General features: G+C 43.9%; 13 protein-coding genes. 9 read left to right on the top strand and 4 right to left on the bottom strand.

The window, feature by feature from the left end; all coding sequences use genetic code 11:
• Positions 1 to 390: 390 nt before the first annotated feature.
• The 4 genes from AN393_RS09130 to AN393_RS09115 form a co-directional block, all read right to left on the bottom strand.
• On the bottom strand, positions 391 to 1395 hold the full coding sequence (locus AN393_RS09130; protein ID WP_055017901.1) for a YeiH family protein: 1005 nt from the start codon (positions 1393 to 1395) through the stop codon (positions 391 to 393).
• Positions 1395 to 2390: a TauD/TfdA family dioxygenase gene (locus AN393_RS09125; RefSeq protein ID WP_055015512.1), complete on the bottom strand. Its 996-nt coding sequence runs from the start codon at positions 2388 to 2390 to the stop codon at positions 1395 to 1397. Before AN393_RS09125 ends, AN393_RS09130 begins: the two co-directional genes overlap by 1 nt.
• A gap of 9 nt (positions 2391 to 2399) precedes the next feature.
• A complete protein-coding gene (locus AN393_RS09120; protein ID WP_029773103.1) occupies positions 2400 to 3362 on the bottom strand; it encodes an aldo/keto reductase in 963 nt (320 codons plus the stop codon).
• Positions 3363 to 3557: 195 nt separating this feature from the next.
• Positions 3558 to 4307: a GntR family transcriptional regulator gene (locus AN393_RS09115; protein ID WP_055015513.1), complete on the bottom strand. Its 750-nt coding sequence runs from the start codon at positions 4305 to 4307 to the stop codon at positions 3558 to 3560.
• Positions 4308 to 4477: 170 nt separating this feature from the next.
• Here AN393_RS09115 and AN393_RS09110 point away from each other — a divergent pair, with 170 nt between their 5' ends.
• The 9 genes from AN393_RS09110 (at position 4478) to AN393_RS09070 (ending at position 17347) form a co-directional block, all read left to right on the top strand.
• The gene (locus AN393_RS09110) at positions 4478 to 5245 is read left to right on the top strand and encodes a sulfite exporter TauE/SafE family protein (protein ID WP_235576193.1); all 768 of its coding nucleotides are present in this window, start codon (positions 4478 to 4480) and stop codon (positions 5243 to 5245) included.
• Positions 5246 to 5352: 107 nt separating this feature from the next.
• Positions 5353 to 7413 carry an alpha-xylosidase gene (locus AN393_RS09105; RefSeq protein ID WP_055017900.1) on the top strand — a complete coding sequence of 687 codons (2061 nt, stop codon included), beginning with the start codon at positions 5353 to 5355 and terminating at the stop codon, positions 7411 to 7413.
• A gap of 101 nt (positions 7414 to 7514) precedes the next feature.
• The gene (locus AN393_RS09100; RefSeq protein ID WP_200909029.1) at positions 7515 to 9251 is read left to right on the top strand and encodes a solute:sodium symporter family transporter; all 1737 of its coding nucleotides are present in this window, start codon (positions 7515 to 7517) and stop codon (positions 9249 to 9251) included.
• Between the two features lie 212 nt (positions 9252 to 9463).
• A complete protein-coding gene (locus tag AN393_RS09095) occupies positions 9464 to 11890 on the top strand; it encodes a TonB-dependent receptor (protein ID WP_055017899.1) in 2427 nt (808 codons plus the stop codon).
• A 212-nt stretch (positions 11891 to 12102) separates the two neighbouring features.
• Positions 12103 to 13686 (top strand): alkaline phosphatase, encoded by a 1584-nt coding sequence (locus tag AN393_RS09090; RefSeq protein ID WP_055017898.1) that lies wholly within the window; start codon positions 12103 to 12105, stop codon positions 13684 to 13686.
• Between the two features lie 11 nt (positions 13687 to 13697).
• Complete coding sequence (locus AN393_RS09085; RefSeq protein ID WP_055017921.1) at positions 13698 to 15485, top strand: alkaline phosphatase; 1788 nt, start codon at positions 13698 to 13700, stop codon at positions 15483 to 15485.
• A 125-nt stretch (positions 15486 to 15610) separates the two neighbouring features.
• The gene (locus tag AN393_RS09080) at positions 15611 to 16324 is read left to right on the top strand and encodes a hypothetical protein (RefSeq protein ID WP_055017897.1); all 714 of its coding nucleotides are present in this window, start codon (positions 15611 to 15613) and stop codon (positions 16322 to 16324) included.
• Between the two features lie 347 nt (positions 16325 to 16671).
• Positions 16672 to 17034, top strand: a complete 363-nt coding sequence (locus tag AN393_RS09075) for a hypothetical protein (protein ID WP_055017896.1) — start codon at positions 16672 to 16674, stop codon at positions 17032 to 17034.
• Between the two features lie 4 nt (positions 17035 to 17038).
• A complete protein-coding gene (locus tag AN393_RS09070) occupies positions 17039 to 17347 on the top strand; it encodes a hypothetical protein (protein ID WP_055017895.1) in 309 nt (102 codons plus the stop codon).
• Positions 17348 to 17373 lie beyond the last annotated feature (26 nt).

The following is a 17373-nucleotide window of genomic DNA, read 5'->3' as shown; positions in this document are numbered from 1 at the left end:
AAAGTGATGCGCTATTGTAGGCAATCCACTCAATACGCTCAAGGTTTAATGCTTAGGGCGTGTTGAACTTTGATGGTTGAATTTGCAGCAGTATGTTTGGTTTTTAGGCAAGGCAGAGCCTATGAAGTGTGGTTATTTCACATAAATAGGCGATAACGCAGCATAAATGCCAAACATGCGCTGCCCTTTGGGTTCTGCCTAGGGGCGATAAACTCTTTGTTGCCTACATGGATGTAGGTAAGGGGCGTGAGCAGGACGCGGAAGCTTTACTCGATTTTTACTTAGCCCACTAGGTTACAAATCTCGCGCCGCGATTTAATCACCCCTAGATTGAACAAATTTCAATCCGCAAAGATCAACACGCCCTAACTACTCAATACACTCAAGGTTTTAGCTACACAATACAAAGCCAAGTATTAACAGTGCTATCCAAATGGTTTCGGCAACAATCATTATTATTGGCTTTAAACCTACCTCGGTGAGTTTGCCTAGGTTTGTTTTCATACCAATGGCGGCGATGGCGGCAATTAAAAAGAATCGAGAAAGCTCATTGGTGGTTTCAAGCACAATTGCCGGCAGGTTAAAGGTGCTGTTTATAATCATTAAAATTACAAAGCCAATTAAAAACCCCGGTACTTTTGGCAGCTCGCCATGGTTACTTTTGTTTGAGCGGTTAATCACAACCATCATAATAAGTACTACAGGCAACAGCATGGCTACTCGTACTAGTTTAGTCAGTGTTGCTATATCGCCTGCCTCGGGCGATACCGAATACCCCGCACCGACTACTTGGGCTACATCGTGTATGGTGCCACCTAAAAATACGCCGGCGTTGTGGGCGTCAAACTCAAGGTAGTTAACCACAATCGGGTATAAAATCATCGCTATGGTCGACATAGCCGTTACGCCAATTACAGTCAGTAACGTATCGCGCTCTTTATGCTCGCTATTAGGCATAATAGATGAAATAGCCAGTGCTGCCGATGCACCACAAATAGCGACTGACCCTCCGGTAAGTGCGCCAAAACGCTTTTGTAAACCAAATACTCGGGCAAGTACAACCCCTAAAATAATGGTGGTAAATATAGCGCCAGCTAGCATTAACGCGGTTTGCCAACCCAGTGTAATTAAATCACCTAACGCAATGCGAGTCCCCAGTAACACAATACCTACGCGTAAAACCATGGTGCCGGTAAAGTCTATGCCTTTAGCGCACGGGCTATCACTTTGATATAAAAACGACACCGCCATGCCTAATAATAAGGCAAATAGCATAGCGGGTGCGCCATAGTGTTCACTTAAAAATAAAGCGGCAAGGCCAGTCATCGCTGCAATACTAGCGCCTTGCCATAACGGGGAAATTTTTACCTTTAGCGCATTGGTTAAGCTTTGCATTAGGCGTTAGCTGCAGTCAGAGCTACAAGTACTTGGCGTTTACGCTCGCCAGTAAATGGGCGACGGCCATGCATAGCCATTTCGTTATCAACTAAAGCTACATCGCCATCTTGCCAGGCTAAATCGAAGGTATAGTCTTTTGATAGCTCAACAATTTTCTCAAGTCCCGCTTTAGGAATAGCGCTGCCATCGCCAAAGGTAATAGCAACCGATGGATTTTCGCGTACGCCTTTCCAGCCCATGTAAGCGGCTATTAATTGGTTATAAAAAACCTGGACGCCGTTTTCTAGGGTAAGTACAGCGGGTAAAACAGGGGTAATTGCTTTTAAGGAGCCATCTTCTAGCCATTCCCACTCGTAACCTAGCTCAGTAAGTTTATTGTGCGCTTCTTCTTTGGTTTCAACACTTAGGGTGCTTTTCCAGCTGCGCCCTTGACCCGATGTAGCATCGTCGGCTGCGGGCATATAAGTGGTGTATTTTAAGCCTTTTTGCTCAAAGTCATCGGCTAATTGGCTATCATATTGCTTTAATGCGCTAAATAATTTATCTGAGCGACAAAGTGGCGTTGCGCCGCCTTCCTCAGCTGCCGATTTACAAAAAAAGAACAGCTTACTAGGCGAAATAGGTGTTTGCGCCATTTCGTGATGAAGGTAAATTTCTACATCTTTTGGGGCTTCATTAGCGGTAAATACACGCTCAGTAAAGTTAATACGTACCGCATTGGATAGCGACTCTTGGTACGTAAAGTTGTCGTAATCAAATCCTGCTGAAAACGTATCAAACGTCTCGGCGCTATTAATAGGAAAGCCTCTAAACAATACAGCGCCTGAGCTGCGAAGTTTTTTAGCCAGCTCACTTTTGTGAGCGCGAATAAAAGCTACCGCTTCTTCAACGGTGCTGGCGTTATTGTTATTAACCACAATGCACGGAAAAACCGAGTCATCAAACGTTAATTGTGTAGGCACTTGGGCATAGTTAAGTTCGGTAGCTGACATGTTATTATCCTAATCGTAAATAGGGTGAAAACGGTTAAAGGCAGCTTCACAAAAGTGCCCAGGGTCGTTAAAACGGCGATTGCTATTAAGCGCAGAAATTTGCGCCATTTCTTGCTCGGTTAATTCAAAGTCGAACAGCGCGAGGTTTTCTTTCATGCGCTCAAACTTAGAGGTTTTTGGAATAATGGCGGTGCCACGTTGCACGCCCCAGCGCAGCACAACTTGTGCGGGGGTTTTGCCATGGTTTTGCGCCGCAGCTTTTACAACGCTTTGCTCAAGCACCGACTCAGTTTGATCGGCCATTTCAAGCTCAAGGTACGAAAGCGCACCCAGCGGTGAAAACGCCGTAACCGGAATATCATACTGTTTGGCAAGCCTTACTAGTCGCTCTTGGGTTAAATAAGGGTGCGACTCAATTTGCAGCATCGCGGGTTTAATTGTGGCGTAGGTCATTAAATCGTGAATAAGTGCGCTTGAGTAGTTACACACGCCAATGCGTTTTGCTTTGTTGTTATGTACTTGCTCTTCCATTGCTTGCCACGTTAAATGCAGTGGCACTTTTGCCAGCTCCATTTGGGGATTTTGTGCATCTGGGTCTACAAACCATTCTGGCGGGTAGCGTGTTTCGATTGGCACAAACGTTTGCGCAATCGGAAAGTGAATTAAGTATAAGTCGAGGTAGTCGAGCTTTAAATCGCTCAAGGTTTTATCAATGGCAAGCTCTACATGCTCTGGCGCATGAAAGGTATTCCATAGTTTTGACGTAACCCATAATTCTTCGCGGGTACATAGGCCGTCTTTTATTGCTTGGGCTATGCCATCGCCCACTTGTTCTTCGTTGCCGTAGTCTGATGCGCAATCAAGATGACGGTAACCTGCTTTAATAGCTTGGTACACTGTTTGCGCGCAATCTTCTTGTGCTACTTTCCATAAACCGAACCCGACTGGCGGGATGTTATTTAATGAACTCATTGGGAATTCCTGTTAAAATTGCATAATGACTTTGGTCTTGTATAAGACATAAGTTATTATACGAATCTAACAGTGTCAACACTATGTTAACGCGTAAGGAATAAATGAAAGGGGCTAAAAACCTACAGGCAGCAAAAAGGCAGCGTTTGCTGCCTTTAAAAAATATTTACTAAGTGCGCGTTAATATGAACAGTATCAATCAAGTTCAATTTGGTAGTGGTAGTGATCGCTACGGCATTTGCTCAAACGGTATTCTATGCGTTTACCTTCGATTGATTCGGTAATGCGCGATACCAACAACAGTGGGTCACCGGCTTTAATAGCGAGTAGTTTAGCGTCGGTTTCATCTGCTAAAACGGCTTTAATGCTGTCTTGGGTTTTATGTACGGTTTGGTTAAATTTGGTTTGGTAGTAATGATACAATGTATGCGGAATATCACTACTTTGATGTATATCAGGAAAGAAACTTTGCGGTAGGTATATAGTTTCGGTCATGCAAAATTCGTTATCGAGAATACGTCTGCGGACAAGCTTAGTAACTTTGTCTTTTTTATTAAGTTGCAGGGCATCGATTACATCTTTTGGTGCAGGGCAAAGTTCAACCGACAATAGCTCGGCTTTAGGTAGGTCGGCACCTTTGCCGTCAGCCTGCAGTGGAAAAAACCTAAACAGGGCATCTTGCGCGGTGTGCTCAGATACAAACGTACCAACACCTTGGCGACGAGTAACTATTTTATCGTCGGTTAATAAATTAAGCGCTTTACGAACAGTGCCTTGGCTTACGTTAAATTCTTCAGCAAGGCGAAACTCGCTTGGTAATACTTCGCCAGGCACCCAGCGTCTTTCAACAATGAGCTGTTTAATATAATCAGCCACTTGTAAGTAAAGTGGTTGAAAAGCCAAGCTTGGGCCACTTAATTTGTGATCAAACATAGAGTTACTCATTGTTATTTACCATTAAATTTAATCCACCTGTATTTATATCATAGGTGAAAACTTTTGCGCAGCTTTGCGCAAGCTCAATTAATTGTGAACTATTGCCGTGTAGTTTGTTTTTACATTATGCCTAAAAACAAATCGTTACACTACAATAGCGCACATCTAGGATATTTAAAGTGCTCAGTATTTCGTTAGAACTCATCTTGCTTATGGCGCTGTGCCTAAGCCTAGCCACCATAATGCAAACGCTAAGCGGGTTTGGCTTTGGGTTGTTGGTGGTTGCAAGCTTTACGCTGCTAGATGTTTTACCGCTCACCGCGACTACATTTTTAGTCAGCTTATTAGGCTTGGTTAACTCAACCACTGTGGTGGTAAAAAACCGCAGTGCAGTAAAACTGCCCGAGCTTAAACTTATGTTGTATACCGGTATTCCGCTAATGCTGTTAGGTTTTATATTGCTTGAATATATGTCGGCGCATTTAACGCAGTTTTTAAACTTTATTTTAGGGATTAGTATTTTATTATGCTGTGGCTTAATGCTAATTGGTCGTGATAGAGCCAATAAGCAAAGCGGGCGTGGCTCATTTTTAATTGCTGGCGGCGTAAGTGGTTTGCTAGGCGGGCTGTTTTCAACGTCGGGGCCGCCGCTGGTGTTTCAGTGCTATAAACAAAGTTGGTCTATTGAGGCCATACGCAGCACATTACTTGCGGTATTTACCATTGGTGGCATAGTACGTGTAGGTATTGCGCTATTTGGCACCTTACCCGAGCTCGATATTATGTTTTTAATTGCTGCGGCCATACCTCTTGTGCTTTTAGTTACACACTTTGCCCGTAAATTAACGCCTTATGTTGATGCAAAATGGATTCGTATAATAGCAATTACTTTGCTGGGTTTAAGTGGGGTTTCGCTGGTGGCTACATCGGCACCGAGTATATTTTAAATCAAGGGCGTAAATTAACTTAACTTGAATTTATTTACGTTGACATGGGGATTACAATTATTTAACTTGTGTCTTATACAAGACTAATAATTGGTTAAGGAACTCCCATGAATGCATTTGAATTACGTGAGCCAGACTGGAACGCTATAGAGCCAGCACGCTTAATTGCAGAGCCTAAGCTACAAGGCCATGTGCTAGTTTTACCGACCCAATTTGGCGAGGTTAGCGTTACCATAAGCCAGTTTGGTTTACGTTTAAATGCAGGCTCCACGCATGACGAGACGTTTAAAATATTAACCACCACCCCTTCTAACTTACCGCTTTCACTTAATACATTAGACCACGGCTTTGCAGCCACAGCCGGTGACTACCGCTTAGAATTTTACAGCGACCCGTTTTACTTTAAGCTTTATAAAAACGACAAATTAGTACAGCAATCAGCAACCGATGGCCACTTTGTGCGCCAGCATCGTTTACCACCACTGGCTAAAACCAATAACGGCTGGATTTTAAGCCTAGAGCTAAACTACGACGAAGCCGTATACGGCCTTGGTGAAAAGTGGGGCAAGCTTGATAAACGCGGCCAACTTATTCGCTCATACAACCATGATGCACTGGGCGTAAACGCCGAAAAATCTTATAAAAATACGCCATACGCTTGGAGCCCTGAGGGCTGGAATTTATTTGTACACACGCCAGCGCCCGTTACACATGGCGTAGGTTACGCACTTTGGTCGCAACGTGCTTATGTGTGTTTAGTAGAAGACGACGCATTAGATGTATTTTTATACCAAGAGCAAACGCCTGCACAAAGCATTAATCGCTACTGCGAGCTAACTGGTTTTGCGCCGGTGCCACCACAGTGGAGCTTTGGTGTTATTTTATCAAAAGCATATTACAAAGACGCCGACGAGTTATTAAGTGTAGCCCGCGAAGTACGCGCTAAAAACATGCCGTGCGATGTAATTACCCTTGATGGTCGCGCATGGCAAGACACCGACACCCGCTTTGCCTTTGAATGGGACCCAACACGTTACGCCGACCCAAAACCTGTACTTGATGAACTAAAAGCCATGGATTTTAAAATTTGTGTATGGGAATACCCGATGATCTCGGTAAACAACCCATTATTTGCTAAAGCGGCCGAAAACGGTTGGCTAATAAAAGATAAACGCACAGGTAAAGCGTACCAATACGAGTGGGATTTAAGCCCCTTTGGTGAAGTACTTACGCCATTACCAGAGTCGGGTATTTTAGATTTTACTCATCCCGATGCTTACGAATACTGGCTCGAATCGCACAAGCCACTGTTTGAGCTTGGCGTAGATATGATAAAAGCAGACTTTGGCGAACAGCTAGAAGATGAAAACATGGTATCGCACAGTGGCGACAGCGGTATAAGATTACACAACGTATACAGCATGTTATACAACCGCTGCGTTTATGAAGCCGCCGAAAAATACTGTAAAACAGGGCCATTTTTGTTTAGCCGCTCTGCATGGACTGGCAGCCAACGATTCCCTGCACAATGGGGCGGCGATCCACAGGCCGATTGGCAAGGTTTAGCGGCGAGCATTCGCGGTAGCTTAGCGTGGGGCATGTCGGGCGGGCCATTTTTTGCAACCGATATTGGCGGTTTTTACAAAGACACCCGCGATGCAGAGCTTTATGTGCGCTGGGCGCAAGCGTCGGTATTTAGCGCGCACATGCGTTTACATGGTATTGGCCCACGCGAACCCTGGTCATACACCGAGCAAGCAAGTGACGCCGTATTTGCAGCGCTTAAATTACGCTATCAGTTAATTCCGTACTTACAAGCGTGTGCAGAGCAAGCGCAGCAAACAGGGCTGCCTATTCAGCGTGCCATGGCACTGGCATTTCCTGATGAGGTATTGGCACATCGTTTTGATCAGCAATTTATGTGCGGCGAAAAACTCCTTGTGGTGCCATGTGTAGTACCAAACGGTAAAGTTAAATTTTACTTACCGCAAGGGGAATGGTTGAGCTTTCCTGATGGGCAAACTTACGAGGGCGGTAAGTATTACGAAGAAACACTTGAGCTTACACAAATGGCCGTATTTGTTCGTAAAGGCGATACGCTCATGCTCGGCCCAGAGGTTCAACACACAGAGCAAGACATGAGCCAGCTAACAGCTTGGCCAAAATAAAACTCGGTAAATAGCAAACACACACAACACACGTAACACACACAATAATAAAGATATTAGCTTACTTTTTACCGAGTAAAGTAAGCTAAAAGGGGCGCAAGATGGAAGGTATGAACATTACCATGACACTGCTATCGTGCCTGGCGTTTATGGCGCTGGTAGGATATATCTCGTACCAAAAAACCAAAGGGGAAGTTAACACCCAAGACGGCTACTTTTTAGCGGGGCGTGGTTTAACAGGTACATTTATAGCGGGGTCAATGATCCTCACTAACTTATCGGCCGAACAACTTATTGGCCTTAATGGCTCAGCGTATGGTTACAACCTCAGTTCTATGGCGTGGGAAGTAACTGCTGGGATATCCACCATTATAATGGCGCTGATCTTTTTACCGCGGTATTTAGCCGGCGCGTTTTCTACCTTGCCTGAATTTTTGCGGGATCGTTTTGACGATACCGTTCGCCGCATGACGGTGATCTTATTTATGGTAGGGTATTGTTTTATAACGATCCCTTCTGTTTTGTACTCAGGATCAATCGCTGTTCTTAGGTTATTTGATGTACCTACCCTATTAAACTTAAGCTACCAAACAAGCTTAATTGTCACCATTATTATTGTAGGCTCCGTGGGCGCTATATATGCGGTATTTGGCGGTTTAAAGGCGGTTGCGGTATCGGATACCATTAACGGGGTTGGGCTATTAATTATTGGTATTTTAGTGCCAACACTTGGCCTCATTGCCCTTGGCGATGGTAGCTTTGCCGATGGCTTAAGCACCCTAGTAAACACAGATACCGAAAAGCTCAACGCCATTGGTAGCAGCGACGATCCCGTGCCATTTGGTACCATTTTTACCGGTATGATCCTCGCTAATTTATTTTACTGGGGCACCAATCAGTACGTGATCCAGCGTACATTGGGCGCTAAAAACTTAGTCGAAGGCCAAAAGGGCGTGTTGTTTTCAGGGTACTTTAAAGTACTAGTCCCCTTTATGATGATGATCCCAGGCGTAATTGCGTATCACCTTTATAAACACGAAAGCTTACAAACCATAGATTTAGCCTACCCACATTTAGTAAAAGATGTACTGCCTCAGTACTTATCAGGGTTCTTTTTAGCGGTGCTATTAGGTGCGGTATTTAGCTCGTTTAATTCACTGTTAAATAGTGCCGCCACATTGTTTTGTTTAGATGTTTACAAGCCAATGAAAAAAGACCAAGTAAGCGACGAAAAGCTAATTAAAGTGGCTAAAACCACCAGTATTGTAATTGCTATATTATCGTTTATTACTGCGCCGTTACTGATGTTTGCCCCAGAAGGTTTGTGGCACATAATTCGTGTATTTACCGGATTTTACAACATTCCGGTCATCACAATTGTGTTAGTGGGTTTATTTACTCGTAAAGTACCTGCACTGGGCGCTAAAGTGGCGATTGTATTTCATGTTATTGCCTACACTTTGCTTAAATTTGTGTGGGACGTAGACATTAACTTTATCCATATTTACGCCATATTATTTTTTATTGAGCTGGCCATTATGTTAGGTATTGGTTATTACAAACCTCTTGCCACTCCGTGGAAATTTACCCGCAAAGCCGAGGTAAACCTAAGCCCTTGGAAATACGCGTTGCCTTGCGCCATTGTATTGGTGAGCTTAATTGTAAGCCTGTACATACTGTTTTCTCCTCTTGGGCTTGTTGGTGGCACCAGCGTTTACTTTGTACCGAGCTTAGTTGCCGTTTGGACTAGCGCCTTTGTGCTTAGCTGGTGGAGCGTACGCCGATGGCATAAGCGCTACACAAGCAGCTTGGCGCATATTGGCTTAGAGCGAGCATAACGCGCCGTTATATTCTTTATACAAATTTTAAATCACATTTTATTCACATAATGTTTGCAATAAAGGATGAGTTTGTTTAAGTTTATATCTCTTATATAAGACATAAGAGATATAAGGAAAATAACTACAACACTCTGGCACCGCTTTTTAGCAACCCACACACTTGCTAGCGCGGTAATTTAACAGCACACACGCACAATTTGGAGAATGACATGAGAGCTAAAAAGTCCGTCTTAAGCTTGGCAGTCACGTTAGCAATGACAACGGGTTTAGCGCTAAGCACGCAAGCACATGCGCAGCAAGAGCAAACTGAACAACAAGCAGAGCAAAACAATAACGATAAGTTTGAAAAAATTGTTGTAACCTCACAAAAACGAACGCAAAGCCTAAACGAAGTACCGCTAGCGGTGTCTGTACTTAATAGTGATCAGATAGATTCGGCATTTGCTAATAACATGGAAGGCCTACAGTCACTTGTGCCTTCGGTCAGTTTTAGAAAAGGCACAACAACGCGTAACTCAGCGCTAACGGTGCGTGGTATTGGTACTATTTCGTTTAGTATTGCCGCTGAGCCAAGTGTAGCAACCGTGGTTGATGGCGTGGTACTTGGCCGCTCTGGTCAAGCTTTTGCCGATTTATACGATGTATCTCGCATTGAAGTGCTGCGCGGCCCACAAGGTACTTTATTTGGTAAAAATGCCTCGGCGGGTGTGGTAAACATTACAACCAAAGACCCTTCGTACGATACAACCGGCAGCGTAGAAACTTCATTTTATCAAGATAACGAATACCGCTTTAAAGGCGTGGTAAGTGGCGGTTTAACCGATGATTTAGCAGCAAGCTTAACCGTATTTAAAGGTAAGTTTGATGGCTACATTGATAACGTTTACAACAATGAAAAAGTAAACGGCTACGACCGTGAAGGTGCACGTGCTGTATTTAAATACGAGCCAAGCGATGATTTAAACGTTAAATTTATTGCCGAATTTTATAACGCCGACGACGACTGTTGTGCCGATTTAGAAGCCCTACCAAGTGGGCGTAACCCAGATTCGCAAGCTGCGCCTAACAGCAACGGCATTGTTGATGGTGTTGCCGATATAGACCTAGACCAGCGCAAAGTGGATCACGACTATGAGTCGCGCACAATTGACGAACACAGCGCGTTTTCGGTACAGGTTGATAAAACCATTGGCGACTACACGTATACGTCAATTACAGCACAGCGCTCGTGGGATAACACCGAATACCGCGAAGGCGACTTTACCTCGATTGCTGGCGACAGTAATGAGCCAGTATTTGGCGCGCCATTTCAATTACACGACTTAGGTGCACAGCAGTGGGATCAGTTTTCGCAAGAATTTAGAGTGACCTCTAACCTAGCAGGCCCGTTTAACTATGTGGCTGGTTTATTTTACTGGAACATGGACTCGCAACGTAACTTTACCCGTGACGCGAGTTGTCAAAATAACGCAGGCCAGCTAGACGCTGCCATGGCGTATTACGCACAAAATAATTTAACCGGTGCAGAACTTGATGCTGCATTGGCCGATTTAGACACTTACACGCAAAGCCTAGGTGTAAGCTGTAATGCTAACGATATTGTATCGGCCACCGCGTATATGAGCACCGAGTTTAACAACTGGGCAGCCTTTGCCGATGGTACTTACGATTTATCTGAAGATTTACGCGTACTGTTTGGTATTCGCTACACCGACGATGAAGTGTCGTACACACACCGCCGCGTAAGCAATGATGAATTTGGTCGCACCGGTGTAGGTGTACGCTCAGCTGCACTAAATACTGATGAATCAGGCAGTGCAGAAGAAACCAATGTGTCAGGTCGTTTAGGTATGCAATACGATTTAGGCGATGGCCAAATGGTTTACGGTACTTACTCGCAAGGCTACAAAGGCCCTGGTTTTAACGTGTACTATAACTTTAACCCTGATAACGATAGCCGCGAAATTGCACCAGAAGAGTCAGATGCGTACGAGCTTGGCTATAAATACGCAAGCCGCGACTTTGTATTTAACTTTGCTGTATTTAGAACCGAAATTGAAGGCTTTCAAGCCAATAACTTTGACTGTTCAGACGGTACCTGTATTACCCGCTTAACCAATGCCGGTGATGTAAGCACGCAAGGTGCTGAGGTTGACTTTATGTGGGCGGCTACCGACTCACTTACTTTAACCGGGGGTATTGCGTACATTCAGGCTGAAATTGACGAATTTAATTGTCCGGCAGAAGTAGCTGAGGGTTCATGTACTGATCGCTCTGGCTTAGATGTGCCTTTTTCGCCAGATTTAAAATACTCACTAAGTGCTGATTACTTTATTGAAACAGAGCACGACTTTAATATTCACATTAACGGCTCTTACATTTACACCGACGAGCAATACTCAGACCTACCAAATAATGTAGGCGAGTTTAACCCCGCGGCGTTACTACCTGATTACGGTATTTTAAATGCCAGTGTAGGTTTATCGTTTAAAGATGATGCATTTAGAGTATCGCTTATTGCTAAAAACCTAACCGACGAAAGTTACGCAACAACCTACAGTGGCGACAACTTCCGTTACCAAATTCCGCGTGATGCCGAGCGCTACTTTGGCGTATCGTTTAAGGCGCGTTTTTAATGTTATAAATTTATCCCTGTGTAAATTGTGCTAAGCGCAGCGTTTTTAAACGCTGCGCTTTTTTTGTGTCTTATTTTTGTAATGCTTTAGTCATGTTTTTTTCATTAAAAGTACGCTTAGAGGTCACATCTATTTTCTATAGTGCTGCGGTTACTAATTTGAGGCAGACGCTTCAAGCAAAAACAACCACTACACTATGGGAATAATAAAGGATGAAAATTAAAAAAATTGCTGCGGCAGTTGGCTTAACGCTTATGTTAAGTACAGCAAGCCATGCCAATGTATTACCACAAAGCCAAACAGGTAGTAGCTGGTATACCAATGCCCAAACCACGTTAACTGCTAAAACGGCTCAAGCACAAAATGAAAACACAACAAAAGCTAAAAACGTTATTTTGTTTGTAGGCGACGGCATGGGTATATCTACCCTTACCGCAGCACGTATTTTACAAGGTCAGCGCGCGGGTGAGCTAGGTGAAGAAGGTTATTTAAGCTTTGAAGAGTTTCCGTACTCGGCACAGGTAAAAACATATAACGTAGATGCGCAAACCCCCGATTCTGCAGGCACCATGACCGCGATGATCTCAGGGGTTAAAACCGATGTAGGCGTAATTGGTGTAGACGAGGACATAGAGCGCGGTGTGTGTTCAACAGTTGCGGGCAATGAGCTTTTAACAGCCACTGAGCTTGCTGAAATTAAAGGCCTAGCAACGGGTATTGTTTCAACGGCGCGTATTACTCACGCTACACCTGCGGCAACGTATGCTAAATCGGCAGACCGTAACTGGGAAGATATCTCAGACATGCCAGAAACCGAAACTGCCTGTGAAGATATTGCCTCGCAGCTGGTAAATTTTGAAAAAAACCTAGAAGCCCGTTTTGTAGGTACCGATGTTGACGGCCTTGACGTTGTAATGGGTGGCGGACGTCGTCACTTTTTACCAAAAGATGCTGCCGCTAACTCAGCGGATGCAGTAAGTGAGGTAGAAGGCGATCGTACAGATGAGCGTAACCTAGTGACTGAGTGGCAAACACAATACCCACAAGGTACGTATGTTATGGACCAAGCAGGCTTTGATGCCATTGCTGATGATGCCACTAAAGTGTTTGGCTTATTTAACGAATCGCACATGCAATACGAAGCAGACCGCGCAAACGATATAGCGGGTGAGCCTTCATTAAGCGAAATGACCAGCAAAGCGATTGACGTATTAGGCAAAAACGAAAACGGTTTTTTCTTAACGGTTGAGTCGGGCCGTATTGACCACGCACACCACGCGGGTAATGCCTACAACGCACTTAACGACACCATAGAATTTGCAAAAGCAGTACAAGCTGCCGTAGATAACACCAACCCAGAAGAAACCCTTATTTTAGTCACCGCCGATCACAGCCACGTATTTACAATTGCTGGCTACCCTAAACGCGGTAACCCAATTTTAGGTCAAGTAGTTGCCGTAGGCGAAACCACCCCAAGCCTTGCTGCCGACGACATGCCTTACACCACAGTGGGCTATGCAAATGGCTTAGGGTTTAGAAACTTAGTTGATGAAACAGATGCCGATGCCGCTTATTTAACAGCTCCAGTTGCTGGACGTGTAGAGCTTACAGGCGTTGATACTACTACACCTGGCTTTCATCAAGAAGCCACTGTACCCCTTGGCTCAGAAACCCATGCTGGTGAAGATATTTCGCTGCATGCAAAGGGCCCTGGTGCGCAGCTAGCTCAAGGCGTAATTGAGCAAAACGTAGTATTTCATTTAATTGATCAAGCTCTTGAACTAACTCAGCAATAATGGCGGCTAACATGAACAAATTAACAGTACTTTCTTTAGCAGTAATGGTCGCGCTTGCAGGTTGCAGTGACGACGACAAAGACGAAAATAATATTCTCGCGGTAGATAACACTATTGCAGTAGGCTCAGAGCAATGTGTTAATGGTGGTGTAGAAACCCAAACCGGCGTAGATACAAACGGCAACGGCGTGCTAGATAGCGACGAAGTGACCTCTTCTAATTTAGTGTGTAATGCACCTGCTACATCACTTACCAGCGAGCAACTTGCATCACTAACAAGCAATGCATGGTTTAGTGGTGCACAAGCACAGCTTGAAAAAACACAGCAAGCAAATGCAAGTGTGGTTACCGAGTCGGGTAAAGCTAAAAACGTTATTTTATTTGTAGGCGACGGTATGGGTATTTCTACCGTAACGGCTGCACGTATTTTAGCAGGCCAGCTTGAAGGCGGCTTAGGTGAAGACTACCAGCTAAGCTTTGAAAAAATGCCGTACTCAGGTTTTGTTAAAACTTACAATGTAGATGCACAAACGCCAGATTCGGCAGGCACAATGACGGCAATGGTGTCGGGTGTTAAAACCGATGTGGGCGTAATTGGCGTAGATGAAGACATTGAACGCGGTGTGTGTTCAACAGCCCAAGGTAATGAGCTAGTGACCTCGCTAGAACTTGCAGAAATTGCCGGTAAAGCAACTGGCCTTATTTCAACCGCACGTATTACCCATGCAACCCCTGCAGCAACGTATGCTAAATCGGCTGACCGTAACTGGGAAGATAACTCAGATATGCCAGAGGGCACTGAAGCCTGTGAAGATATTGCATCGCAACTAGTAAACTTTGAAGCCAACCTAGAAGCGCGCTTTGCTGGTATTGATGTAGATGGCATAGACGTAGTAATGGGCGGTGGACGACGTCACTTTTTACCTAAAGATGCCGCAGCAAACTCAGCCGATGCAGTTAGCGCAGTAGAAGGCGATCGTACTGATGGCCGCAACCTAGTAACCGAGTGGCAAACAACTTACCCAAGTGGCACATACGTTATGGACCAAACTGGTTTTGATGCAATCAGCGACGATGCCACTAAAGTATTTGGTTTATTTAACGAATCGCACATGCAATACGAAGCCGACCGCGCAAACGATGTAGCGGGCGAGCCTTCACTTAGCGAAATGACCGAAAAAGCAATTAACGTACTAGATAACAACGACAATGGCTTTTTCTTATCGGTAGAAGCAGGGCGTATTGACCACGCTCACCATGCGGGTAATGCCTACAATGCTCTAAACGACACAGTAGAGTTTGCAAAAGCTGTGCAAGTGGCAATGGAAAACACTAACCCAGAAGAAACGCTAATAGTAGTCACTGCCGATCACAGCCACGTATTTACTATTGCAGGCTACCCTAAACGTGGTAACCCAATATTAGGTAAAGTTGTTGCCGTAGGCGAAACCGAGCCAAGCCTAGCTGCCGACGATATGCCATACACCACAGTGGGCTACACCAACGGTGGCGGCTTTAGGGATTTAGGCGATGAAACCGATGCCGATGCGGGTTATGCATTTGCACCTGTTACTGGGCGTGTAGATTTATCAGACGTTGATACAACTGCACCGGGCTTTCACCAAGAGGCACTTGTACCACTTGGCTCAGAAACTCACGCAGGTGAAGATGTGGGTGTATACGCAATGGGCCCAGGCGCTCATTTAGTAACAGGCACTAATGAGCAAAGCTTTTTATTCCATGTAATGGACTTTGCGGCTGATTTAGTTAAAACAGCCGACGAAAAAGTAACGCAGTAAGCCGCTAACTTGTATGTTTAAAAACAACTCGTACCCTGTGCGAGTTGTTTTTTTATGTCATAAAAATGCCATTGTAAGTCGTTATTGTATGGCTATTACAGTGATGTTTAAAAAGAGATAATTTAATGAAACTCGCATTATTTTTAATGGCAACGCTTGCCAGTACCAGCACGTTAGCGCAGCAATGTGATATTGATAGCGCACAGTTAAAAGCCGACTATAAAATTACCAATACTCATAACCATGAGCAAAGCACACAGTCACTAACGCTTTGGCGTAATAACTCGCAAGTAGCGCACCAACGTGAGGTTATAACCGAGCTTTGGCAGCACTTAGCTAACAAGCAAATTCGCCCAATTCGTTATTTTAATGCCGAGCAACGGGGTATTGAGTATCAGCCATCCGAGGTACGTGGCATACAAAATTGGAGTGCTAAAAACCAGCTGGTGGATGCGCATTTAATCGAAAAAATGACCCTAGTTAACACCCAAGGCAGCGGCTGCGATGAGGTAAAAAACTACGCCCTTTCTGAGGGCGATAACCAATTTAAACTCGCTTTATTTACCAAGTCGAATTTGGTTAAAAGCTTTAGCGTAACCAATAAAAAAAACCACACTCACACTGCGCTTAACTTAAATAATGTAAGCAGTAATAAAGCAGAAATAACTGCACAGTTTGCCAAATGGGATCGCTTCCAAACCACCGACTACGCCGATATTGGCGATAACGAAAACGACCCGTTTTTAGCAAAAATGATCAACCTTGGTTTTATAGAACACAGCGCAACAGGGTTTTATAACCAGCAAGGTAAAGCGATTCAAGGTGGGCACCACCACTAGGTTTAGCGTTTATAAATGTAGTAGCTCATAGCTGGAAGGATGACAGTTATGAGCTACAAGTAGGTATTTAAAAGTAGATTAATTTAAGCCATTCCCGCCCAAGTAATACCGCAAACTCTTTCCCATTTTTATAAAACACACACCATTAGCCGCATAATATTTATAGTTGGCAATAATTTACTCTATTTGATATTAATACAGGTTCATAGAAATGCTTTATAAAACTTAATGATAGAGCACTTAAATTTATTCATTAGTTTTTTATACAAAGGCATTAATGCCTCTTTGAGTAATTTACCATGAACACATTTAGCCAGAAGACACGAAAAAACATACAGGCTTGTTGTATGGCTCCATTTGTAGTTTTTCCTGCACTATTGGTGGCATTTCTAATTTTATATAGTTATTCGTTTGCTACTGGTTACGTGGTCTCTACAACTGGCTTTGAAGCTTGGATTATAATGACTTTTGTTGGCTGGCTTTTAGCTGCATTTTTAACTCTTTTTTATGGTTTGCCGATAGCTTTGTTGCTTCAACATTTTAATAAATTCAAACTTCGTTTTTTACTCCCTTTAAGTTTAGTTCCCACGTTCATAGTATTGTTAACCAGTAAATCAGAGCTTGGGGTGTTATTTATCTATGCTTATAGCTCAGCTATTGTGGCTGTGGCCTACTGGTTTATATTCACGAGGAAAAAGTGTGGAGAATAAAATAATGAAAAAAGTGAATGTGCCGGTAGATTGGGTTGAAAATTCAAACCCTGTTCAGCCTGGTTTATACTTTGTTGCGTCTAGTTATAAAACTGGGTTCGGTTCTTACGATTACCTTAATTGGGATGGCGATAAGTGGCTTAAAGCTGACTCAATAAAGGTTGTTGGTTGGGTTGCTATCGGGGATTTTTTGGGCTTTATAGATGCTGGTTGGCCTATGAGTGATGACTTAGATAAAGAGCTTGAGGTGTCTAGCGATAAAAATAAAGAAAAGTTTAAAGGGGATGAAGGTGGATTCTTTGAGGTTGAATAACATAGGAAGTTAATTTTTTAGAAAGC

Source organism: Pseudoalteromonas sp. P1-25 (assembly GCF_001401805.1).
Taxonomy (GTDB): domain Bacteria; phylum Pseudomonadota; class Gammaproteobacteria; order Enterobacterales; family Alteromonadaceae; genus Pseudoalteromonas.
This window is presented reverse-complemented; position numbering and strand designations above follow the sequence as displayed.

Bases quoted from the DNA above. Each gene is read 5' to 3' on its own strand.
- AN393_RS09080 (WP_055017897.1), top strand. From the start codon at position 15,611: ATGAAACTCGCATTATTTTTAATGGCAACGCTTGCCAGTACCAGCACG.
- AN393_RS09115 (WP_055015513.1), bottom strand. From the start codon at position 4,307: ATGAGTAACTCTATGTTTGATCACAAATTAAGTGGCCCAAGCTTGGCT.
- AN393_RS09075 (WP_055017896.1), top strand. From the start codon at position 16,672: ATGGCTCCATTTGTAGTTTTTCCTGCACTATTGGTGGCATTTCTAATT.
- AN393_RS09100 (WP_200909029.1), top strand. From the start codon at position 7,515: ATGGAAGGTATGAACATTACCATGACACTGCTATCGTGCCTGGCGTTT.
- AN393_RS09105 (WP_055017900.1), top strand. From the start codon at position 5,353: ATGAATGCATTTGAATTACGTGAGCCAGACTGGAACGCTATAGAGCCA.
- AN393_RS09070 (WP_055017895.1), top strand. From the start codon at position 17,039: ATGAAAAAAGTGAATGTGCCGGTAGATTGGGTTGAAAATTCAAACCCT.
- AN393_RS09095 (WP_055017899.1), top strand. From the start codon at position 9,464: ATGAGAGCTAAAAAGTCCGTCTTAAGCTTGGCAGTCACGTTAGCAATG.
- AN393_RS09090 (WP_055017898.1), top strand. From the start codon at position 12,103: ATGAAAATTAAAAAAATTGCTGCGGCAGTTGGCTTAACGCTTATGTTA.
- AN393_RS09120 (WP_029773103.1), bottom strand. From the start codon at position 3,362: ATGAGTTCATTAAATAACATCCCGCCAGTCGGGTTCGGTTTATGGAAA.
- AN393_RS09085 (WP_055017921.1), top strand. From the start codon at position 13,698: ATGAACAAATTAACAGTACTTTCTTTAGCAGTAATGGTCGCGCTTGCA.
- AN393_RS09130 (WP_055017901.1), bottom strand. From the start codon at position 1,395: ATGCAAAGCTTAACCAATGCGCTAAAGGTAAAAATTTCCCCGTTATGG.
- AN393_RS09125 (WP_055015512.1), bottom strand. From the start codon at position 2,390: ATGTCAGCTACCGAACTTAACTATGCCCAAGTGCCTACACAATTAACG.